This is a genomic window from Rhizobium sp. Root483D2 (genome assembly GCF_001426685.1).
GTDB lineage: Bacteria > Pseudomonadota > Alphaproteobacteria > Rhizobiales > Rhizobiaceae > Pararhizobium > Pararhizobium qamdonense.
The window spans coordinates 292,661-314,467 of record NZ_LMFB01000001.1 but is presented as its reverse complement, the minus strand read 5'-3'; the positions used below and the strand labels follow the sequence as shown (position 1 = coordinate 314,467).

The 21,807-nt window shown below is 57.2% G+C and carries 17 protein-coding genes; 11 read left to right on the top strand and 6 right to left on the bottom strand.

Translation table 11 applies throughout. The features are described from left to right. The 8 genes from ASD32_RS01460 (at position 1) to ASD32_RS01425 (ending at position 9,935) form a co-directional block, all read left to right on the top strand. Complete coding sequence (locus ASD32_RS01460) at positions 1 to 1,191, top strand: pyridoxal phosphate-dependent aminotransferase (protein ID WP_060636115.1); 1,191 nt, start codon at positions 1 to 3, stop codon at positions 1,189 to 1,191. Then, the gene (locus ASD32_RS01455) at positions 1,188 to 2,798 is read left to right on the top strand and encodes a 5-guanidino-2-oxopentanoate decarboxylase (protein WP_060636114.1); all 1,611 of its coding nucleotides are present in this window, start codon (positions 1,188 to 1,190) and stop codon (positions 2,796 to 2,798) included. The genes ASD32_RS01460 and ASD32_RS01455 overlap by 4 nt, the downstream gene beginning before the upstream one ends. 148 nt (positions 2,799 to 2,946) lie before the next feature. Continuing rightward, complete coding sequence (locus tag ASD32_RS01450) at positions 2,947 to 3,375, top strand: hypothetical protein (RefSeq protein ID WP_156382998.1); 429 nt, start codon at positions 2,947 to 2,949, stop codon at positions 3,373 to 3,375. 110 nt (positions 3,376 to 3,485) lie between these two features. Then, the gene (secD, locus tag ASD32_RS01445) at positions 3,486 to 6,017 is read left to right on the top strand and encodes a protein translocase subunit SecD (protein ID WP_060636112.1); all 2,532 of its coding nucleotides are present in this window, start codon (positions 3,486 to 3,488) and stop codon (positions 6,015 to 6,017) included. Between the two features lie 490 nt (positions 6,018 to 6,507). Further along, a complete protein-coding gene (locus ASD32_RS01440; protein WP_060636111.1) occupies positions 6,508 to 6,738 on the top strand; it encodes a hypothetical protein in 231 nt (76 codons plus the stop codon). Positions 6,739 to 6,889: 151 nt separating this feature from the next. Then, on the top strand, positions 6,890 to 7,354 hold the full coding sequence (locus tag ASD32_RS01435) for an Rrf2 family transcriptional regulator (protein WP_060636110.1): 465 nt from the start codon (positions 6,890 to 6,892) through the stop codon (positions 7,352 to 7,354). Between the two features lie 140 nt (positions 7,355 to 7,494). Continuing rightward, a complete protein-coding gene (locus ASD32_RS01430) occupies positions 7,495 to 8,505 on the top strand; it encodes a KpsF/GutQ family sugar-phosphate isomerase (protein WP_060636109.1) in 1,011 nt (336 codons plus the stop codon). A 266-nt stretch (positions 8,506 to 8,771) separates the two neighbouring features. Beyond that, the gene (locus ASD32_RS01425; RefSeq protein ID WP_244490063.1) at positions 8,772 to 9,935 is read left to right on the top strand and encodes a capsular polysaccharide biosynthesis protein; all 1,164 of its coding nucleotides are present in this window, start codon (positions 8,772 to 8,774) and stop codon (positions 9,933 to 9,935) included. A gap of 74 nt (positions 9,936 to 10,009) precedes the next feature. Here the strand turns inward: ASD32_RS01425 and ASD32_RS01420 are convergent, their stop codons facing one another. The 5 genes from ASD32_RS01420 to ASD32_RS01400 form a co-directional block, all read right to left on the bottom strand. Further along, positions 10,010 to 10,735, bottom strand: coding sequence for a hypothetical protein (locus ASD32_RS01420; RefSeq protein ID WP_244490062.1), 726 nt, complete (start codon positions 10,733 to 10,735; stop codon positions 10,010 to 10,012). Between the two features lie 96 nt (positions 10,736 to 10,831). Then, positions 10,832 to 12,127 carry a hypothetical protein gene (locus ASD32_RS01415; RefSeq protein WP_060636106.1) on the bottom strand — a complete coding sequence of 432 codons (1,296 nt, stop codon included), beginning with the start codon at positions 12,125 to 12,127 and terminating at the stop codon, positions 10,832 to 10,834. 160 nt (positions 12,128 to 12,287) lie between these two features. Then, positions 12,288 to 13,523, bottom strand: coding sequence for a polysaccharide biosynthesis/export family protein (locus tag ASD32_RS01410; protein WP_156382997.1), 1,236 nt, complete (start codon positions 13,521 to 13,523; stop codon positions 12,288 to 12,290). A gap of 81 nt (positions 13,524 to 13,604) precedes the next feature. Further along, a complete protein-coding gene (locus ASD32_RS01405; protein ID WP_082546585.1) occupies positions 13,605 to 14,645 on the bottom strand; it encodes a polysaccharide pyruvyl transferase family protein in 1,041 nt (346 codons plus the stop codon). A gap of 15 nt (positions 14,646 to 14,660) precedes the next feature. Beyond that, positions 14,661 to 15,599: a polysaccharide pyruvyl transferase family protein gene (locus ASD32_RS01400; protein ID WP_162252617.1), complete on the bottom strand. Its 939-nt coding sequence runs from the start codon at positions 15,597 to 15,599 to the stop codon at positions 14,661 to 14,663. Positions 15,600 to 15,908: 309 nt separating this feature from the next. Between ASD32_RS01400 and ASD32_RS01395 the strand changes: the two genes are divergently transcribed. Both ASD32_RS01395 and ASD32_RS01390 read left to right on the top strand, forming a co-directional pair. Next, entirely contained in the window at positions 15,909 to 17,078 is a 1,170-nt protein-coding gene (locus ASD32_RS01395) for a glycosyltransferase family 1 protein (RefSeq protein ID WP_060636102.1), read from the top strand. A 13-nt stretch (positions 17,079 to 17,091) separates the two neighbouring features. Then, the gene (locus tag ASD32_RS01390; protein ID WP_060636101.1) at positions 17,092 to 17,808 is read left to right on the top strand and encodes a hypothetical protein; all 717 of its coding nucleotides are present in this window, start codon (positions 17,092 to 17,094) and stop codon (positions 17,806 to 17,808) included. Positions 17,809 to 17,965: 157 nt separating this feature from the next. Here the strand turns inward: ASD32_RS01390 and ASD32_RS01385 are convergent, their stop codons facing one another. Then, on the bottom strand, positions 17,966 to 18,970 hold the full coding sequence (locus ASD32_RS01385; protein ID WP_060636100.1) for a porin: 1,005 nt from the start codon (positions 18,968 to 18,970) through the stop codon (positions 17,966 to 17,968). A 1,474-nt stretch (positions 18,971 to 20,444) separates the two neighbouring features. Here ASD32_RS01385 and ASD32_RS01380 point away from each other — a divergent pair. Further along, positions 20,445 to 21,773 carry a glycosyltransferase family 1 protein gene (locus ASD32_RS01380; RefSeq protein ID WP_244490061.1) on the top strand — a complete coding sequence of 443 codons (1,329 nt, stop codon included), beginning with the start codon at positions 20,445 to 20,447 and terminating at the stop codon, positions 21,771 to 21,773. The last annotated feature ends 34 nt before the right edge of the window (positions 21,774 to 21,807 follow it).

Genomic DNA, 21,807 nt, shown 5'->3' with positions numbered 1-21,807 from the left:
ATGCGCTATTCATCGATCACCGACCGCTTGGCCGATCTCGGATCGGAAAAATGGGCTCTGCACATCCGCGCCCGCCAGATGCAGGCAAGCGGCACGGAGGTCATCCAGCTGACGATCGGCGAACCCGACATGCCGCCGGATGCCGCGCTCTTGGCCGAGGCGCAGCGCGCGATGAATGCCGGGCGATACCGCTATTCCAACGGCCGTGGCGAACCCTCGGTGGTCAATGCGCTGACGGCCCGCTACGCCAAGCGCCGCGCCGACGTGACGCCGCAGAACGTGCTGTGCTTTCCAGGCACCCAGACCGCGCTTTTCGCCGTCATGCTCGGGCTGGTCGAGGCTGGCGACGGCGTCCTGGTCGGCGATCCGCTCTATGCCACCTATGACGGCGTGATCCAGGCGGCCGGCGCCCATCGTGTTACCGTGCCGTTGAAGCCCGAGCATGGGTTTCACATGCAGGCCGACGATCTCGAAAAGGCGATCACGCTGCAATGCCGCGTGCTTTTGCTCAACACGCCGCACAATCCGACCGGTGCGGTGCTGACGGCAGACGAGATCAGGGCGATCGGCGGCATCTGCCGCAAGCACGATCTCTGGATCGTCTGCGACGAAGTCTATGAGGAGCTGATCTTCAACGGTCCGTTCGCCTCGCCCTTCGACGATCCGCAGCTTGCCGAGCGCACGATCGTCGTCTCGTCGATCTCCAAGTCGCACGCTGCCCCTGGTTTCCGCAGCGGCTGGGCTGTCGGCCCTGTTGAATTTGCAAGCCGCCTTCTGCCGGTGTCGGAGACCATGCTGTTTGGCGTCCAGCCTTTCATCGCCGATATGACGGCCTATGCGCTGACCCATGAGATCGGCACGTCAGCCGCCATGCGCGCATCCTACAAGACCCGCGCCGACCTGATCGTCGAGGGGCTTTCGAACGTGCCGGGGATCGTGCCGCTGCCGCCCGAAGCCGGCATGTTCACGCTGATCAATGTTGCGGGCACCGGCCTGACGGGCGAGGCTTTCGCTTGGATGCTGCTGGAGCAGGAGCATGTCGCCGTGATGCCCGGCGCATCGTTCGGCAACGAGGCAGCCTCCTTCGTGCGCGTCAGCCTGACGGTGCCGGACGAGGTCATCCAGGAAGCCTGCCAGCGCATCACCAAGCTGGCGATCCGGCTGCAGACGCCGAAGGAGCGCCGCGCATGAGCGAAACCTTGAAAACCGTCGGCGAGGTGCTGGTCGATCTCCTGGAAGCCAATGGCGTCGAGGTGGTGTTCGGCATTCCCGGCGTCCACACGGTCGAGCTCTATCGCGGCCTTGCCGCTTCAAAGATCCGGCATGTAACGCCACGCCACGAACAGGGTGCCGGCTTCATGGCCGATGGTTACGCCCGCGTCAGCGGCAAGCCCGGCGTGGCCCTGGTCATCACCGGGCCCGGGCTTACCAATACGATTACGGCCATGGCGCAGGCGCGCCAGGATTCGATCCCGATGCTGGTGATCTCGGGCGTCAATCGGCGTGATTCGCTCGGCCATGGCCGCGGCCTGCTGCACGAGCTGCCGGACCAGCACGGCATGATCAAGACGCTGGCGCTTTATTCGCAGACCCTGCTCAATCCGGCCGACCTCGGCCCGGTGGTCGAGCGCGCCTTCGCCATTCTCACCTCCGGCAGGCCCGGCCCCGTCCATATCGAAATCCCGACGGATGTGATGACGGCCCGCATCGCCGCACCCCCGCTCCGGCAGGCGACGGCAACCCGGCCGAGGGCGGATGCGGAAACCTTGCAAAAGGCCGCCATTTTCTGCGGCGATGCGCAGCGGCCAGTCATCCTGTGCGGTGGCGGCGCGATCACGGCGGAAGCGGAGATCCAGGAACTGGCCGAACGCATCGGCGCCCCCGTCGTCATGACCGTCAATGCGCGCGGCATGCTCGCCGGCCATCCGCTGAGGGTCCCGGCAAGCCCGAGCCTCAAGGCCGTGCGCGCGCTGATTTCCGATGCCGACCTGGTGATCGCGCTCGGCACCGAGATGGGCCAGACCGATTATGACATGTATGCCGATGGCGGCTTCCCCATCCTCGGCAACCTCATCCGCACCGATATCGACGCTGCCCAGCTGGCGCGCGGCCCGCATGCGGCCCTGTCGATCCTGTCGGGCGCCAAAGCTGCGATCTCCGGTATTCTGGTATTTCTGACGGCAAAACCGGCAGCGCGGAGTGCCGAGCGCGCGGCGGCAACCCGCAAGGCGGCATTGGCGGAGCTGACGGCGAAGATGCGGGCCGAAATCGGCGTCATCGATGCGATCTATCAGGCTCTGCCAGACTGCGTCATCGTCGGCGATTCCACTCAAGCCGTCTATGCCGGCAATCTCTACTGCGATGCGCCGAGGGCAAAGAGCTGGTTCAATTCGGCGACAGGTTTTGGCGCACTCGGCTATGCGCCGCCGGCCGCTGTCGGCGCAGCCGTGGCCGATCCGCAAAAGCCGGTCATCTGCCTCGTCGGCGATGGCGGCATCCAGTTTTCGCTGGCCGAACTGGGGTCGGCAGCCGATATCAACGCCAACGTCATCTTCGTCGTCTGGAACAATGACGGCTATCAGGAGATCGAGAGCTTCATGGTCGAATCCGGCATCACCCCGGAAGGCGTCAAGCCATCGGCTCCCGACTTCCTGCTTGCGGCCAGCGCCTATGGCGTCCCGGCGGTACGGCTTTCCAAGGCCAGCGATCTGACGGCCGCACTGGTTGAAGCCCGCAAGCGCGGCGGGCCCTCGCTGATCGAAATTCACCAGACGCGCACGGCAGGCGTCACGGCGTGAAAGCGGTGGGGTTGAGGATGTTCAACGGGCCTGCCTGATGGTAAGATTTGACTTTGGCAGCGGGCGATGGTTTTTAGGCCCGCTTGCACGCTGAATCGGCGTGCATTCGGTGATTTGCCGTGAAAACGGCACGCCAACGGGAAGGACGATGTCCTCTATGGGCATGAATGGCAACAGCATCGACCGGAACCAGGCAGGCAAGTTTTTTGCCGTGCTGTGGATTCTGGCGGCGGCCATTGCCATGCAGTTCGTCGCGTCCGCCCAAGGGTTTTCGTCGCGGTTCTCCACGCAGCAAAGCGCTGGAAATTTCTCCATTCCGGAAAGCGGCACGTCCGACACGGCCCTTTCGCGACATGCTGTGCGTGCCTTTCCGGTGGCGGATCTGCGCTTTACAGCGGACCGTGCCGACGGCAAGGCTTCGCCGGGCGGGCCGGGGCCTTTTCTTCTTCCCGCTCCCGTCTTCGTTGCCGCCGTATCGTACGGCAGCATGCCGATTGCAGCGTTTTCCGATGCGGTCATCACAGGCGCTCCCGGCGATATCGCCCGCGCGCGCGGCCCTCCGGCGTTAAACGCCTGATCGCTGTCCTTGCTGACAGTTCTTGCGCGTCAGCGCATATTTTCCTTTACGCACACATCCGCTGTCCTCTGACATAGTCTGAGGAAAGCGGGCTATCATGGAACCTCAACATGCGCACTTCGAAATGGGCCATTCTGGCCTATGTCGCGATTACCCTCTTCGGGATCATCGCGGCGCTGCCCAACGTGCTGCCGGCCTCCGTCCAGCAGCAATATGCTTCCTTCCTGCCGGTCAAGCCGGTCACGCTCGGCCTCGACCTCAAGGGTGGTTCGCATCTCGTTCTGGAAGTAGATGCGGCTGGCCTGCGCCAGGCGCGTCTCAACACGCTGCTCGACGATATCCGCGGCGCGCTGCGCACCGAGCGTCTGCCGACGTCCTCGGCCCGCATTGCCGGCGATTCCATTGCCGTCAAGATTCCCGAACAGGCTGATCGCGACAAGGTGATGCCGAAAATCCAGGAACTGGCAGCCCCGGTTGGCACGCTCGGTTTCGGTACATCGACCTCCGATATCGACGTCAGCACCGCCGGTGACACGATCACCATCCGGCAGACGGAGGCTGGTCTCAACGAACGCATGACGGCGGCCGTTGATCAGAGCCTTGAGATTATTCGCCGCCGCGTCGATCAGGTCGGCGTTGCCGAGCCGTTGATCCAGCGCGTCGGCTCCGACCGTATTCTCGTCCAGCTGCCCGGTCTGCAAGACCCGACACGCCTGCGTCAGCTGCTCGGTTCGACCGCGCAGATGAGCTTCCACATGGTCGATACATCGGTCGATCCGAACACCACCACGCCGCCGCGCGGCGTCGATATCCTGCCGGGGACCAATGACGGCGCGAAATATGCCGTCGAAAGCCGTGTGGCGATTTCCGGCGAGCGTCTCGCCGATGCCAAGGCCGGTTTCAACCAGCAGAACAACGAACCCATCGTTTCCTTCACCTTCGACAGCCAGGGTGCGCGTCAGTTCGCTGAAATCACCCGCGACAATGTCGGCCTGCCTTTCGCCATCGTGCTCGACGGCAAGGTTTTGACGGCGCCGCGCATCAACGAACCGATCCCCGGCGGCCAGGGCCAGATCAGCGGTAACTTCACCGCTCAGGAAGCAACGGTTCTGTCCGCACTGCTGCGTTCCGGCGCCCTGCCGGCTCCGCTCACCATCATCGAGGAACGTTCCGTCGGCCCGAACCTCGGCTCCGACTCCATCCGCATGGGCATCTATACCGGTCTTGCCGGCTTTGCCTTCGTCGTCGTGATGATGCTGGTGCTCTACACATCCTGGGGCGTCATCGCCAATATCGGTCTCGTCCTGCACACGATCCTGACGATCGCCGTGCTCGGCATGCTCGGCTCGACGCTTACGCTTCCCGGCATCGCCGGTATCATTCTCGGTATCGGCATGGCGGTGGATGCCAATATTCTGATCAACGCCCGTATCCGCGAGGAAACGGCGGCCGGTGCCGGCGCCATGAAGGCGCTGGATGTCGGCTTCAACAAGGCTTTCGCCACAATCGTCGACGGCAACGTGACGACCCTGGTCGGCACGATCCTGCTCTTCATGTTCGGTACCGGACCGGTTCGCGGTTTCGCCATCACGATGATGATCGGTATCGTCATCTCGATGTTTACGTCGATCACCGTCGTGCGCCTGATGATGTATCAAATGGTCGTGCGCCAGAAGCTGAAGAAGATCGAAATTCACTCGATCTTTGGCAAGGTTCCGGCCATCCCGGCCTTCTCCTTCATGCGCGGCCGTTTTGTTGCCATCGGCATGTCGGCGTTCCTGTCGATCAGCTCCGTCGTGCTGTTTTTCACGCCAGGCCTCAACTACGGCATCGACTTTGTCGGTGGTATTCAGGTCGAAGCCACGTCCGAGGCGCAGCTCGATCTTGCAGCCCTTCGGCCCAAGCTTGAGGACTTGAACATCGGTGAAGTGGCGTTGCAGGATTTCGATCAGGGCAAAGCCGTCCTGATCCGCGTCCAGCGTCAGCCGGGCGGCGAAGCGGAACAGACCGTGGCGCTGAACGCAATCAAGGAAGCCGTCAGCCAGGCCATCCCGGGTGCGTCCTTCGAGCGTACGGAAGTGGTCGGACCGACCATCAGTGCGGAACTTGCGCGCTCGGGCTTCCTCGCAGTCGGTCTCGCGATGGTGGCGATCCTGTTCTACATCTGGTGGCGCTTCGAGTGGCACTTCGCCGTGGGTGCGATCGTGACACTGATTCTCGACATCACGAAGATGATTGGGTTCTTTGCGCTGACACAGATCGACTTCAACCTGACGGCCATTGCCGCCGTGCTGACGCTGATCGGTTATTCCGTCAACGACAAGGTGGTGGTGTACGACCGCATGCGTGAAAACCTGCGCAAGTACAAGTCGATGCCGTTCTCCGACCTGATCGACCTGTCGATCAACCAGGTGGTGATGCGATGCATCTTCACGTCGGTCGCCATTCTCGCTTCGCTGCTGCCGATGGCGATCTGGGGCGGCGACCCTGTAAAGCCATTCGCCTGGCCGATGGTGTTCGGCGTCATCGTCGCAACGACCTCGTCGATCTATATCGGCGGCCCGATCCTGCTGTTCCTCAGCCGCTGGTGGAAGGAACGCGAATCAACCCGCGCGCCCGGCACCGAACTCGCCAAGAACTGACCGGATCACAAAAAATCGAAAGGGCGGCTCCGGCCGCCCTTTTTTTGTCTCATGATGCGCCTACATAAGTCCATGAACGCGATGCGTGGTCTTCTTGGAAAGTAGATTTTCATTCTAGGATATCCTACTTCGGGAACACACCTTGCTGCACATGCCAGAAATAACGACTGAGCTAGTATTATTTTGCGCGGGTAGCCAAATTTAATTGACTAAATTTGTGGTCTATCCTATCTTGTGGTTGTTCGCAGATGGCAAGAGCCGGAGCGGAGACCTTGAACCAGCCCGGACAGCATCCTGCCGGGCCTTGCCGAAGGAGAGAGCCATGTTTGACAACGCCCGCATCGCGACTTTCCGGGGCACGCATTCCCATTGTCGCACAACGAAAGACCTTTGCATTCGCACCTGGCGAATGTGACCTCGACGCAGTCTTTTCCTTGAATGTTGCACGATTTGAATGATCCGCGCCAAGGCGTGGTAGGAGCGCTTTCCCATGAGCAAGCAGGTAATAGAATTTGGCGGCGAAGCCGTCGGTGTTGTGGTCCCGGATGCGGGCCGGCTGAAGTTTGTCGCGGTGAAATATCACGTCTGGGATCTTGATTCGCGGCATTTCCGGTCCGCCGACGAGGCGCGGGCGGCAGTGCGCCAGTTGATCTCAGGGCAGGCTTCGCGGCGGGCAATGTTGCGGGTTCAGGACACTCCAGCCGCATTGGCGGTCGCATAAGCCACAAATATCCATGAAAACCGCAGTTTGGCCATGTTTTCCCTAAATCGGTATATTGGCCCGGCTTCTCTTGTGATATGCCGGATTATATGAGGGCAATCAGCAGATAGGCGCTGTTTTCAGTGCCTGTTTGTAAAAAGAGCGAACTGCGATGCTGACCAAAAAGGGAAAATACGGATTGAAAGCGCTGGTCGATCTGGCGCGGCTCGATCCGGGTGAGACAGCTTTCATTACCGAGATTGCCACCCGCAACAATATCCCGAAGAAGTTTCTCGATACGATCCTGCTGGAACTGCGCAATGCCGGCATTCTCCGCTCGAAAAAAGGGCCTGGCGGCGGCTACTCGCTCTCGCGCCCGGCCTCCGAAATCCGCATTGGTCAGGTTGTACGCACGCTGGACGGCCCCCTGGCGCCGATCCGCTGTGCGAGTCGCACGGCCTATGAAGTCTGCGACGATTGCAACGATCCCGACACCTGCGAAGTGCGCCGGTCGATGACGACAGTGCGCGATGCCATCGCCGATATTCTCGATACGATGACGCTGGAAGCCTTCGTCAACAATCCCGGCCAGATCGGCGTTGGCGACGATGAAATCATCACGCAGCGGGCAGGTTGACCCATATACCCACAGCTTTGGCCTGCAGGCTTGACGATTTTGCCAATTTTACCAATAAAGAGCGCAAATCCGCCTTTTTGGTTTGATCTGAGGTGCTCTGGTTGAAACCGGATGCCCCGTTTTGGTTTTGGAGTAATAGCATGGGTCTTAGGCAAGTCGATACGAACCCTCCGCAGGCAGGTCTTGTCCTTGAATCGTTGCGGCGCTCGATTGCCACGGCGGTTGACGGGATCAATGCCTTTGCAACCCAGTTTGCCAACGATCCAGCGCTTTCGCGCAGCCTCGTTGATGCGGTTGAGTTGATTGCCGGCGGCCGGGGCCGTGTGGTTGTCTCCGGCGTCGGCAAAAGTGGCCATATCGGCCGCAAGATCGCAGCGACCATGGCATCGACTGGCACATCCGCCTATTTCGTGCATCCGACCGAAGCCAGCCATGGCGATCTCGGCATGATCACCTCTGAGGATCTTCTCATTCTTTTGTCCTGGTCGGGAGAAACCGTCGAGCTTGGAAACATGCTGGCCTATGCCAAGCGCTTCAATGTTCCGGTCGTGTCGATCACGTCCAATGCCGAAAGCCTGCTGGCGCGCAATTCCAGCGTCGCCCTGACCCTGCCGAAAGTGGTGGAAGCCTGCCCGCACGGTCTGGCGCCGACCACCTCTGCAATGCTGCAATTGGCCGTGGGCGATGCCCTGGCGATCGCACTTCTCGAGCGGCGCGGCTTTTCCGCCCAGGATTTCAAGACATTCCATCCCGGCGGCAAGCTCGGTTCTCAACTGCTTCTCGTGCAGGAACTGGCCCATGAAGGCGATGCGATCCCGCTCCTGCCGCTCGGCAGCCCGATGGGCGACGCCATCATCCAGATGTCGTCGAAAGGCTTCGGCGTGGTCGGCATTACCGGCGAGGCGGGCAAGCTTGCCGGCGTGATTACCGATGGCGACTTGCGCCGCCATATGTCGCACGATCTGCTGGTCGAGACCGTCGATACCGTCATGTCGCACAACCCGCGTGTCATCAAAGGCAGCATATTGGCCAGTGCCGCAATGGAAATCATGCAGGCACAGAAGGTGACCGTTCTGTTCCTGGTGGATGACGATGGCGCCCCAAGCGGCATCCTTCACATCCACGATCTGTTGCGCGCCGGTGTCGTTTGATGTGACGATGCAGGGCTTGGTGGGCGGGTTAGCCGTTCAACCTGCTCCTAAAAGAGGTGGAGTTCCGAACATGGCCTCGCGAGCAAATGTCCTTGTCTGAGCAGCACCAAGGTGCGGCTTCAGGTTCAGAGCAACCGTCAAGCCAGGTAGCTGACGGGGGTTCTCTCCCTATCAAAAAAATCACGACGTACGCCTTCCACATTCATGAGTGGAAGCAGGATATTTTCCAGCGCTATTTTCCGGACCGCAGCTTTATTTTCGTTCCGATGTATGTGAGCGAACCCGATTTTGAAGACTGGGCTGCCCGCATTCTTCTTGAAGACAATCCGCAGATTTTCGTCTGGAGCCTGCGCACGCCTCAGAAGCTCAAGCCATTTGCGGCAGAGCATGGAATTCCTGTCTTCTATATCGAGGATGGGTTCATCCGTTCGGTCGTGGCCACGGCCAGCTATACGCCGCCCTTGTCTCTCGCCTTGGACCAGCGCACGGCATATTTCGATTGCCGAGAGCCCTCCGATTTGGAGCGGCTGTTATGCACTTATGATTTCGAGGGCGCACCGGAGCTTCTGGAACGGGCAGCCGCCGGTATCCGCTTTCTGCTCGAAACCGGCGTTAGCAAATACAACAGCGATACCAGCGTCGATATCGATCACCTCTACGGCCCAAAATCCACAAAGCGCATCCTGGTGATCGGCCAGGTCGAGGATGACGCATCGATCCAGTTTGGATGTCTCTCCTCTGTCACCAACAACGACCTGGTGCGCCTTGCGGCCCACGAAAATCCCGGCGCTCAGATCATCTACAAACCCCACCCGGATATTCTCAACCGCATACGCCTCGCCCAATCCAATCCAAGGGATGTCCAGCATCTTTGCCAGATCATCGCGCAGCCGCTGTCCATGGGCCAGGCGTTCGAAACGATCGATCATGTCTACACGATCACATCGCTCGCCGGCTTCGAGGCCCTGCTTCGAGGCCTGACAGTCACTGTCTATGGATGCCCATTCTATGCCGGCTGGGGACTGACGGATGATCGCCAGCCCAACGAGCGCCGTGGCCGGAACCTCAGCATCGAGGCGTTGTTTGCGGGTGCCTATCTCCTATACCCCCGGTATTTCGACCCCGTGAGTGGAACGAACGTCTCGTTTGAGGAAACGGTAGATGGAATATCGCGGCACTTCACTAAGGAAAAACAGGAGCCGGAGCCTGCGCGGCGACCGCTCCGGCTTGGTCAGCCATGGCGGGCATGGGGACCTTACGGCATTCTCGGCTGGAGACATCTGCTGACGCCGCCCTTGGCGTTCATCATCTCGAAAATCGGAAACAACCATGATGCACAATGGTTCCGGCAGGACCCGATCCTGTTCTTCCGGGAAGTGTCCAATCCAAAGTTCCGGCTGATTGGCCGCATCCTCTATCCGTTTGGATAGCGCAGCATTGCCCGGCGGATCATGTCAGCGCTGTAAACTATATTAAGTATACACACTGAACCCAGCTCGCGGGCTCAATGGCCGTGGGCACGATGATTGCGAAGCGTTCTCTCAAGCGCCAGACCAAGGATCATAACTGCACAGGTCCACCCGAATACGTAGGTCAGCGACAGCATATGAGTGGGATAGGTGGGATAAAATGCGGTGCGAAATAGTCCCACAAGATGCATGATCGGGTTATAGGCCAAGATATTCTTGACCTGCGGCGGCATATATTCCGGTATGAAAAACACGGCGCTAAAGAAAATTTGAACGCGCGAAAACATGCCCCAGATGAATTTCCACAATGGAAACAGGAAGATCAGGAAAGAATTGATCAAGCCGATTCCGAACGCAAAAAACGAAATCAGAATAATGAATTGCACAAGCGCGATCGGATTGTACGGCACGGCATAACGCGACAGATCGAACGTGGCGATCAGCGCGAAGAAGCCGATGAAAGCCATCGTAAAGGATAGAAATTCCACAAAAGCGCGGGCAATAGCGTAGTCGATGGCCTCAATAAAGGGGATGCTGGTCACGGCTTTTGCCGCCTCCAGCGCAGAGGCCGTCCGGATGCTGATGCTTCGAAAGAACAGAACGGGAAGAATACCCGTCGTGATGAACAGCAGGAGACTGTCCCCGATCAGCAGATGCCGTCCAAGAAATGTGAAAATGATGAAATGGGCAACGATGAACACGACAGCTTCGAGCAGGTCGAACAGCTGCGAGAATGCATGCTTGCTGTTGCGCAGCCGCACTTCGCGGATCGTCAGCGCGCTAACGATCCGCATCTGCCGGGAAACACCGAGCGCGATTGTATTCATGGACGCAGCCTCAGTTCCAATCCACCTTGATCAAGCATGGTCACGGATACTGTAGTAGATCAGCGTCAGGACCACCCAGATACCGATGGCGGACAGAAAAACCAGAAGCGTATCGACAAAAACACGCGGGTAGGAGGCGATCTGCGCAATGCCCGGCTGGACATAGGTCGCCAGATAGGTCTGGTTGTTGTTGGCGCGCATGCGCGCCTGTTCGTAGTTTGTCAGAGATGACGTGTAGAGTTTCGTCGCAATGTCCACATCGGTCTGCAACTGATCATATTTCGTAATTCTCTGGGCATCGTCCATGCTGCCAGGTGTCGTCTCATCGGCATTCGATATCTGCGTCTGCAGATTGGCGATCTGCTCCCGTGCCGCTGCAATCTGGTTCTTCAGAACAGTCAGGCGCGGCGAGGTGGGATCCATATAGCTCGACAGGGCCGAATATTGCGCTTCGAGCTCAGAGAGATCCCCGCGCAATTTATTGTTCAATACGATTTTACCTTCGGCATCTTTTCTGATGTCGATGCTTTTCTGACCAGACCGCAATTCCGTTTCGCTCTGGCGAACCTCTTTCAAACGCGCCTCGGAACGGTCAAGCTCGCCTTTTGAGAAAGCCATCTGGCTCTGGCGCGCCTTCTCGGAGATGTCGTTCACCAGCTGCTCGCACAGAGCTTGCAAAGCGACGGAAATTTTATGGGCGTCCTGGGGCGAAAAGGCGGTGACTTCGATGACGTTGATACCGGTCATGATATCGTAGCTGGTCGAAACGCGCTTGCGCCAATAAGCAACGAGCTTTTCGAGCGACGCGCCTTCAGGGAGGCGGGACAAGCCATCGATGCTGCCGTCGGAATAGAGTTCCCGCAATCCGATCTTTGTTTCCAGCGCCTCGACCGCATCGCGGCTCAAGGCATAGTCGGAGACGATATAGCTGTTCGACATGGCAAGTGCCGCATCCGCAGCCACACTGGACGCCATGGCGCTGCCGTCCGTCGGGCGCACCGAGAAACGGAACTCGGACATATATTGCGGTGATGCCACGAAGGCGAAATAAAGCGCGCCGATGATCGTCGGCAAAACGACCATGAGGAAGAACGAAACCGCCGTACTGGAAATGCCGCCCTTTGCCTTGGCGACCATGCCGGTTATGCGCTGGGATTTGTAGATTATGGTCGTCTTGCGCGGAAATTGCTTCGGCAGAACAGACGGCGCGGCGCCAGGCTGCTGACGCGCCGGCCGCACTTCATCAAGCCTGAGAACCAGCGCGCCGCTATCGTCCGAGCGTGCTTTCGATTTGTCGAGCTTTGCCGCCCCGGACATGTCCTTCAAACTTCATCTCCTGAATCGAGCCTCGTATGCTCTGAGACAGCCTCATAGCATGGATTTGCAACCCGAAAAAGTCCACCAAACGAGAAGCTCCATCGGCATGGCCGACGGAGCTTTAAACACGACAACTGGGCAGCTTTGAGATGACACGCCTTTTAAAGTGTTATCGTCCCAAATCAGACAATGTGTTTGAAACCGAAGCCGCCTGCGCGATCGGTGCTGCCGTCGAACTCACCAGAGTTGCAAATTTGCGAACTTCGGCAAGTGACGAATTTGCAATATAGATCAGGTCGCGATTGCGCAGCGTAAACCCTTTCAACAGGAAGAAGCCGCTCGGATCGGTCAGATCGACCTGATAGATAACGTTGGCTGTCGGGCCGTAGGAGGAAAAATCCTTTTCCGGCATCAGGCGGCGAAGCAGCTTTGTTGATTCCGTCCGATAGATGAACACACCCTTGGCATTGGCCCGTTCGTCGTTCAGGCCACCGACCTTGGCGAGCGCCTGGTTGAGGTAAAGCTGCGATTCGTCGAACTGTACCGATGCGTTGGCGGTCGATGCCCCAAACACCGTAAAACTCCGGGGCTGGCGGATCAGCGCCACGACATCGTCCGACTGCACATAGATGTTCTCGGTCGGGTCGGAAATCAGACGTTCCATCGGTATGGTTTCCGTCCGCCTGCCGCGCGTGATCTGCACGGAAAGCTGGTGGGATTCCATACGCGGACCGCCCGCTATGGCGATGACATCCAGCAATTTCTCACCACGCGGGGACAGAGGAATTCGCCCGCTGCTGGCCACTTCACCGGTCACAGTGACGGTATTGGACACGTTTTTGACGACGCTGACCAGCACCTGCGGCTGAACGGCCATGCGGATGAGGGCCTTCTCGACGGCTTCCTTGACCTGGTCCGGGGTCCGGTTTGCCGCCTGGATAACGCCGGCATAGGGAACGCTGATGGTTCCGGCTTCCGAAACCGGCTGTTCCGGTATCTGAGTTCCACCGCCGCGGCCAGCGCCACTGGAGAACAGGCCGTCAGGGGACGCTTCCCAGATCGAAATCGCCACCGTATCGCCAACGCCAATCAGCGCCGAGCTACGCTTCCTGCTGTTTCCCAGCGTGACGGCGAGTTGCTGGTCCAGATTCTGGTCCAGGGCCGAAACGACGTTGGGGTTCACATTGATCAGCGTGTAGGGGGCATACGTCTCTTTGGCTCCCGACTGGATCTTGTTCGCGCTTGGCCCGGAGCTTGGCATCGTGCAGGACGACAACGCAACGCATAACGCAGCCAACGAAAGTCTGGTGAATGTATTCAAACGCCCCATGGGAACCCTGTACTGCCGACTCGTATCCAAGCCCATTTTCAAACTCAATTTCCGATTCTGTTTTGGATATCGCACCGGCTGCCCGCAGACAATGACATTGCCCGACGAAAGAGCAGGTTTGAGTTAAAGGCGACACACAACATCATCGATGACTCATCAATAACGATTTTTTTGCAACACTTCCGGTGAGCAGTCCCAGACTTTGTCCTCGAACCGAACCGCGCGCGGCAGCGGAAACGCGTTAAAAAGCGCCTCTCCGGTATAATCGAGCGGCTGCCAATGCGTATCGACAAATGCCATTGCCTTTTCCCAGTCCGTCGCTTCATGAAGCGGTTGCAGGTAGCTCAAGACCGAATCCCGCCCTGCGCCGCCATAGAAATCGATCATGCGATGATCGATCGCCCGCGACCCGTCGATGGGCAGAAAACCGGACTCGCCCCGGTTTGTTGAGAACCAGGCACAGGGGATGTTGTAGGTCTCAGCAATGACCAAACCGTGAAGACTGGTGGAAAGAATGCGGCGGCAGGAAACGATTTCCTCGATCTTGTCGCGCATGCCGGAAAGGTTGGCACCGGTATAGGTATTGATTATTTTGATATTTCCGGAAAGTTCGGGCGGTATATTGTAGCGGACGAGATTTTCGCGAACCTTGGCTTTCGCCGTTGCCTCATCCAGTTCCGAAATATGAACGATGACGCCCAGCTCGTATTTTTTCTGAAGATTGGCAAAGGGAAAGATGCGCGGCAGGAACCAGACCGGGTCGCCGAAAATGTCGGGCACGTCGATGCCAAGCCTGCGCAGGCCCTCCGCCGTCTGCTTTCCTCTGACGGCATGAACGACCAGCGCGGTCTCTTCGGGGAGCTGATAGGCACCGACAGCGCCGGTCGGCCCGCGATTGAGATCAAAGCCGGTGCCCCAGATATGCACCTTTCCGCCACGCTGCGCGTGACCGATCGTGCCGACTGCAGCTATTCGTTCCTGAGAATGATCGAAAGCTGCCGGCTCTATTTTCAAGCCGGACATCGCCGATACCATGACTGCGCTCAACGCATCGCCAAGGTTTGCATCCGGATGCTGTTTGGTGGTCCAGACCCAGGACAGCCGTACCCGTTTGGCCGTGGATCGTCCCTTGGTCAGCGCACCTGCTGCTGGCGAGGTTTCCCAGCGCAGCAAGCGCTTTACTGTTTTCAACCCCATGGATACGACCACCTTTTAGCGCGTGCGCCGGAAAATACGCGAAAGCGGGCCAAGTTTAGCGCGTTCGAGAATGTTGGGCTCCCGGCCAACCGGCACGGCGCGGATCAATGGATGATCGAACGCGCTACCGGTCGGGCCTTTTTCCAGCATGTCGGACGGCAATGGAAAGGCTTCGATGAGTGGATCCTCGTCGAGATATTTCTGTTCCCAGACGCGATCGATCGTCTGGATCAACGCTTCCCAATCGGTTTGCCGGCTGCGCGGCTGATACCAGACATCCAGATGATCCTGGCCAAGGCCGCGGTAAAGATCGACAAATCGCAGATCAAGGCCCTCTTCGAGCGTCAGATCGATGCGGCCCAGTCCGGCTTTTGTGGATCGCGGGGAAAAATAAAGACAGGGGATGCCGTAGGATTCCGCAAACACCATGCCATGAAGACTTGTCGATACAATCCGCTTGCAAGCCAGGATCTCGTCGAGCCTTTCTCTCAAGGCGGCGATCGAGACAGGTGTTACCGTGTTGATCAGCTTCACGGTCTGCCGGTCATCGCCCTCGATGATGTGGCGCTTGGTGTCCGCCTTTGGATGCGCTTCATGCTCGCGGTCTGCCAGTTCCGACAGGTGCAGAATGACGCCGAGTTCGTAGGTTTTTTCCTTCGGCGCCTCGTGAAAGCGCGGCAGAAGCCACAAGGGATCGCCATACACAGCCGGGCCAGTTGCCTCGGGCACCAGAACCCGCCGGCTGAAGGGCCCCCGTGTTGCATAGGCATGAAACTTGGTGCCGGCAGGCCGGACATAGGGGATTTTCGGCTGTTCCGATTGATTGGGATTGGCGTTGGGAGAGGTGCCGGTTCCCCAGAAGGAAACATTGCCGCCGGCGAACATATGGCCGATCGTGCCAACTGCCGCCAGTCTCACCGCATTCGTCTTCGTGGCGACATGCTTGACTGGCAAACCCGACATCATGGAGACAATGACGGGAGACAGCGCGTCGCCCAGATTGAGATAATTCTGATCTTTACGGGTTGAAACCCACGAGAGCGGGATCGCTGCTTGGGAGCGAATAATATCAATGAGTTCTTGCGACAAATTTCACCATACTGGCTTACGATAAAAGCTTCAGGCAATGCCTATGAAGTGCCACCGCCGTTTCAGTTACGGCGGCCTATACCATACCGCTTTAATGTGCGAAAGTGGCGCAAGTGGGAACCCAAAGAGAGTTCCGGTCGCCCCTTGAACAGCATTTGCGACGTGTAGGCATCCATGTATCGTCTTTCAATGCGGCCTCTTTCGATCGAAACGCCGCGTGTTCTTTTTGACATTTCGCGACTTGTCCGCAGTTACGGAAAACCGTTCGGTACCGGCGTCGATCGTATCGATCTGGCCATCGGCCTCGACCTTTTGCAGCGGTTTGGAATCAACTGTCATTTCGTGCATGCCGGCATCCACGGCATTTGTATTCTGCCGCAGGATCTTGGACAGAATGTTCTGGAGCATCTTCAGCAGGCGTGGAATGACGATGCGGAACTTAAAATAAAGACGAGTCCCTCAAAGAGGCTTCGCCTTTGGACCGAGCCCTTTATCCGGCGCTTTCTGGCCGCAAGCGGGCAGATCGTCTCTGAACAAACGACCTATGTCGTGGCGTCGCATTCGGGTGTGGGCAAGGTCAAGGGAGGGATGCGTCGTCTCGACCCAGGCTGCAAGATGCAGCGCCTCATCTATATCCACGATCTCATTCCACTCGATTACCCGGAATATCAGCGGCCCGAGACGAAGCGGCAATTCCTTGGCTTCTTAGATGAGCTGACGGATGCGCCGGTGATCGCTGTTGGCAATTCATGGGACACGCACCAGCGCGTTGTATCCTTCGCCTCGGATAATGGCTGGCAACTGAAGGCAACGGATGTCATCGTGCCCACGCTGGATTTCAAGCCTGCGCGCGAAACACCCCTTGCGCCGCCTGTGAAAGCGTTTTTGCAGGATAAGAGGCCATTTTTCGTCGTGCTTGGTACGATCGAACCCAGAAAAAACCACCTTCTTCTGCTGCAGGTCTGGCGTGAACTGGCGCAGCAGGCAAACCCGCCGCGTCTTTGCATCATTGGCAAGCAAGGCTGGGAAAATGAAAATGTGCTGGATATGTTGGAACGCTGCGAGGTGATCAAGGATTCCGTCTTCGTATTTTCCGGCCTTTCGGATTTTGATGTTCAGACAATGCTGCAAGAGGCAAAGGCACTTTTATTTCCATCTTTTGCGGAAGGGCTCGGCATACCCCTGTTGGAAGCCGCAGCTCTTGGCGTCCCCAGCATGGTCTCCGATATTTCTGTGTTTCGAGAAATTGCCCCGCCCGGTACAATATTTTTAAACCCACTGGACGGCATCGGCTGGCTTGCAGAGATTACCGCACGGGCAGGCGGTCCTACAGACGGCAGGTGAGAGGCTGAACGCGATGATCGAATTTATCAATGTCCACAAGACGCTCCGGCAGAAGTCTCACCGGACCAAGGTTCTGGAGGGCGTCAATGTCGAATTCGGCCCTGATCGCCTGACCGGCATTCTGGCGCCGCCGCGCAGTGGAAAGACCGTTGTCGCCAACTTGACGACGGGAAAACTGCGTCCCGACATAGGCCGGGTGCGGCGATCGTCGCTCGTCTCGTTTCCGGTGGCCTCCGGCGGCGTTTTCAACGGAGCGCTGACCGGCCGTGAGAATCTGGCATTCCTATGCCGGGTCTTCGGTTTCGATCCGGTCCCGATCATCCGCTTCGTGCTGGATTTCACGGAAATCGGCAAGTCGATCGACAAGCCCTTCAGGCACCTCAACCGGGATGAGCGCACCAAGCTTCTGTTCACCTCCTGCTATGCCATTCCTTTCGAGACCTATATTATCGACGAGAGCCTTATTGGCGGCCGCGGTGCTTTCAGAACCAGATGCGAAGAACTGGTGACGGAACGCATGCGCTCAGCCGGTTTCCTCATCGTGACCTCCTCGCCGACGCTGTTGAGAAAATACTGCAATGACTTCTTCATCATCGACGAGTTCAAGATTCAGGAAGTCAATTCCGCTGAAGAAGCGGAAAACTGGTTTGGAAAAGACAAGCTCAAGGATGGTGTCGGAGAACTCGAACATGTCGCGGATGGTGACGAGAACGATATCATTCCGGTCTAATCAGACCTCACTGGCCGGCGACGTTTAGCCGGCCATGTCAATCCGGAATACAGTATTGGCTCATCGCCAAAAAATTTAACATTTGAGAAGCCACCACGCCTCTGCTGAACACGGCCATCCTTTCAGCCGGTTGTCAGCAACCGCGTGGTGTCAGTTCTTAAAACGCGCGCTCAAACCGTATAAACCCGCTGGTAATGTTATCGGCATTGTTTATTTCGGTATGCTCAAGCGATAGCTTTGCGAAGAAATTATCCATGATCTGATAGTCTACAGTCACACCCGTTTTCCAGGCGTCATTGGGGCGAAATTCTGATTTAGCAACATTTGCACCGTAATTGCCGAAGTATTGGATTGCGGGGGTGATCAGCAGCTTTTCTGTTGCTGCAATAGAGTATTCGGCGGCTGTACTCCATCCAGCGGTTGCGTAATAACCGTTCGGATTGCTGGAATACACAGCAGAAAAGCCCAGCGTTCCGACACCGATCTCGACCTTACCCAACGCGCGAAGCGCCCACTCTTGAAAGTCGGTGTCGTATCCCCCGGTAATGTGATATCTGAACCCGTCACCCCTGCCGCCGGTACCAAGAGCAACACCAACGGCATCTCTGTCTATTGCGTAAGCGTCGAGCCTATCGGCAGCTATCCCGGCGTAGAACCCTGACGCTTCGTATTGATAACGCACCGAGTTCAAAGGACTATAGGGGCTGAAAAGATCGTCGGTATCCCCGGTCAGATTATAATCCCACCATCCGTAGAAAACACCTGCACGGAATCCTGCGATGTCAATATATGCAGCCTCCACCCGTGGACTGTTCGTTTGCGGGTACCTGCCTCCCAATGCCCTTAAAGTCAGCACGCTTGTGAGCGGACCATGTTCGGTGTCGCTGTTCGCAGTCAATTGTACATGAACGCGCACGAACGGGTCATAGTCCTTCGACCCGCCGGCGTTAGGTCCAGCATTAACCTGAAAACGCGAGTAGCCCTCCAGCTTCAAGCAGGTTTCAGTGCCAGGAATGAAGAAATAACCCTGCCCGAAAGCATCGCAAACGCGCAGGTATTCCGATTCTTCGCTTTGTGTATTAATGACTACGTTTGCAGCTTCAGCGCTGACCGTTGCTGATGAGGCAGCAACAGTTGCGAGAAATAGTTTTGCCAATGTCATGTCGCCTCCAATTGACAGATTGACTGTAATTTTTGTGCAGACGCGACATTTCGCAGGAAAATCCAGTGTTCCTCATGTATCTCCTCCCTATTATCATCGTCTCCTCCCTTGGTAATTCAACTATACATTTGTCATTTAAATGCTCTCCGACTTATTAATGCTTTTTCGCCAAAGGGTATTATGAAATTTGTGTTATTATTTTCAGGGCACACTGAAGAATCCGGCGTATTTGCTGTCTGCAAATGCCAAGCTTCTGTAGCCTCGCGCGCAATAATGTGCGGGCTCGCTGGGTAATGACCTAGAGTTTCATGGATGCGCCGTATAAGTCCCCAAAGCAGGCGCTACTTGCAGTTTGTCTCTCCCTATCTCCCCCCAAAGACCTCTCCTCTAGAAGTCCTTCGGCATTCCGGCGTCAGCACCTGACATCCAATGGAGCCAACTCAACGCCGGAAATTCGTATGCCACGGCTAAGAACAGAGAAATGTGACTCCTCTCCTCCTGTCCGGCCACTGACTATGAGGCTCCGCAAGGCAGCAGGTGCCCTGTTTCCCAATGGGGGCTGCTCGCCGCAGAGACGCTTGTGTTCCGATGTCCTCCAACGATTTCATAAGCCTGATCGGCGTAGAATCCCCATTGGATATTGCTCGATGCCCGTGACTATCTTCACAAATCCAGAAATAACCTCGTTACCCACTTCGGTTATTCCTGTGTGGTTCCCGTAGTTACGAAACTGAACGTTGCACCCCTCCCGCAATTGGGCCTATCTAAATTGCGACTGCGCCGGCAGCCGCGCGAACGACTATGAGAACTGCAGTAAGTTTTAATATTTCTTTTATAAATACGCGCGAAAAAACTCCTATTGGTTGAGAGTTGGTTGTGAAATGCCATTCATGATGGCTAAAATCAAGCTCTAATTGTAATGGAAAACGTGTGATTTGTTCGAATTTTGCTGGATTAAAACTGCCGGCCGCGGCGCTTTTCCAAGACTGATCCTAAACAGTTCATGCAAATTTTCGTCTAAAAACAACAGCGTCCTGCCGGTATGACCGGTTCAATCCCATAGCTCAGAGCCGCTGCTGGTCATATGTCGCCGGATCCGCTCGTCCAAACGACATGAGAAGTAAGGGCATAATAGTGTGAAAACCTTTTGGAGCGGGCGTGGTAAGTCAGTCCGGACATCCCTTTGTAAGACAGATTCCGGCAACGGGCACAGTCATCAAGAGAACCGCCGCGACACCATACCGATGTCTGCTTCAACGCGTTGTCACACCGTTCGGCCTGAATTGGCTTGAGGAATACCCCCTGCCGGTCGCAAAAGGTTGCGTCCAAAATGGCAATCCCCTAGATAGCAAGCGACTGTGTCAACGCAGGTCATGCGCAGCGTTCTTGCCAGGCGCTTGCACACAGGCGCAAGGCCCGGCGAAATGCAGGATCCGGATCTGGTTTGACCGGTAACAATTAGGATTTTTAATTCATGTCCAATGCCCGCATCATGGTCGATGGTTACAATCTCGCCCTGGAGAAGGGGACAGGGGTGGCGACCTATGCCCGGAACCTGAGCGAACAGCTGTCCGCGCTCGGCCACAAGGTGGACCTGATGTACGGGGTCCGGTCATCGGCCGGGAAAAATGACCTTCTGGCAGAAATCAGCTTCTTTGATCCGTCGATAAAATCGATGAAGACCCATGAGGTCGTGCAGCGGCTGATCACGTCGCCGCTTGGGGCCACCGCAAGACAGGTTCCGATCACCGGCAAGGTCATCGCAAAAACCGCAACCGGCGGACTGCCGGCGCATGACAGGATCGTCAATTCGCGCGACCTCTTCACGCTGTCGCGCTGGCATTTTAAAACCTACGGTCAGTTTTTGAATGTCGATTATCCTGGTGCTGCTGATATTGCGCATTGGACATACCCGCTGGCCGTGACGCTCAAGAAAGCGGTCAATCTCTATACGATCCATGATCTCGTGCCCTTGAGGCTGCCTTACACGACCCTCGACAACAAGAAAGAGTTCTTGAAGAAGGTCCGGCGCATCGCCGAGAAGGCAGACCATATCGTCACCGTTTCGGAAGTTTCCAAGCGCGACATTATCGATCTGCTCGGCGTCGATGAGAGCCGTGTGACCAACACCTTTCAGGCGGCCAGTCTGCCGAGCTATATTCTCAACCGTCCAGAGGATGAAGTGCGCCAGGAGGTCCGCTCCATTTTCGGCCTCGAGCACAAGGAATATTTCCTGTTTTTCGGTGCGATCGAACCGAAAAAGAATGTTGCCCGTATCATCGAGGCCTACCTGGCCAGCCAGACGAACCGTCCGCTCGTCATTGTCGGCCAGCTGGTCTGGAAGAATGCGAATGAGTTGCGTCTCCTCGGTGTTCCCACCGATACCGATAAATCGCGCAAGGGCCAGCCTGCCGATCCGACGATCGGCCACGTGTCGAAAACGTCCTCGGTCGTCCGGCTGGAATATCTTCCGCTCAACCTGCTGACATCGCTGATCCGCTGTGCACGGGCCGTCGTGTTTCCCTCGCTCTATGAGGGCTTCGGGCTGCCGATCCTGGAGGCCATGCAATTGGGCACCGCCGTCATCACGGGCAGCGAAGGCGCCAATCCGGAAGTTGCGGGCGAGAGCGCGTTGGTCGTCGATCCCTACAATGTTAATGCAATCTCGCAGGCGATCAGAGACATGGCAAATGACGATGGGCTGGTTGAGCACTATCAGACGCTGGGCGTGGAGCGGGCAAAGCTGTTTTCTCCGGAGAAATACCGCGAGCGCCTGCAAGACCTTTATGCCAAGTTCAAATAAGATATTTTAAATCGTCAGGCGAAATTTTATGACG

Coding starts and splice junctions, on each gene's coding strand:
- ASD32_RS01460 (WP_060636115.1), top strand. CDS start 1: ATGCGCTATTCATCGATCACCGACCGCTTGGCCGATCTCGGATCGGAA.
- ASD32_RS01455 (WP_060636114.1), top strand. CDS start 1,188: ATGAGCGAAACCTTGAAAACCGTCGGCGAGGTGCTGGTCGATCTCCTG.
- ASD32_RS01450 (WP_156382998.1), top strand. CDS start 2,947: ATGTCCTCTATGGGCATGAATGGCAACAGCATCGACCGGAACCAGGCA.
- secD (WP_060636112.1), top strand. CDS start 3,486: ATGCGCACTTCGAAATGGGCCATTCTGGCCTATGTCGCGATTACCCTC.
- ASD32_RS01440 (WP_060636111.1), top strand. CDS start 6,508: ATGAGCAAGCAGGTAATAGAATTTGGCGGCGAAGCCGTCGGTGTTGTG.
- ASD32_RS01435 (WP_060636110.1), top strand. CDS start 6,890: ATGCTGACCAAAAAGGGAAAATACGGATTGAAAGCGCTGGTCGATCTG.
- ASD32_RS01430 (WP_060636109.1), top strand. CDS start 7,495: ATGGGTCTTAGGCAAGTCGATACGAACCCTCCGCAGGCAGGTCTTGTC.
- ASD32_RS01425 (WP_244490063.1), top strand. CDS start 8,772: ATGTATGTGAGCGAACCCGATTTTGAAGACTGGGCTGCCCGCATTCTT.
- ASD32_RS01405 (WP_082546585.1), bottom strand. CDS start 14,645: ATGGGGTTGAAAACAGTAAAGCGCTTGCTGCGCTGGGAAACCTCGCCA.
- ASD32_RS01395 (WP_060636102.1), top strand. CDS start 15,909: ATGTATCGTCTTTCAATGCGGCCTCTTTCGATCGAAACGCCGCGTGTT.
- ASD32_RS01390 (WP_060636101.1), top strand. CDS start 17,092: ATGATCGAATTTATCAATGTCCACAAGACGCTCCGGCAGAAGTCTCAC.
- ASD32_RS01385 (WP_060636100.1), bottom strand. CDS start 18,970: ATGACATTGGCAAAACTATTTCTCGCAACTGTTGCTGCCTCATCAGCA.
- ASD32_RS01380 (WP_244490061.1), top strand. CDS start 20,445: ATGTCCAATGCCCGCATCATGGTCGATGGTTACAATCTCGCCCTGGAG.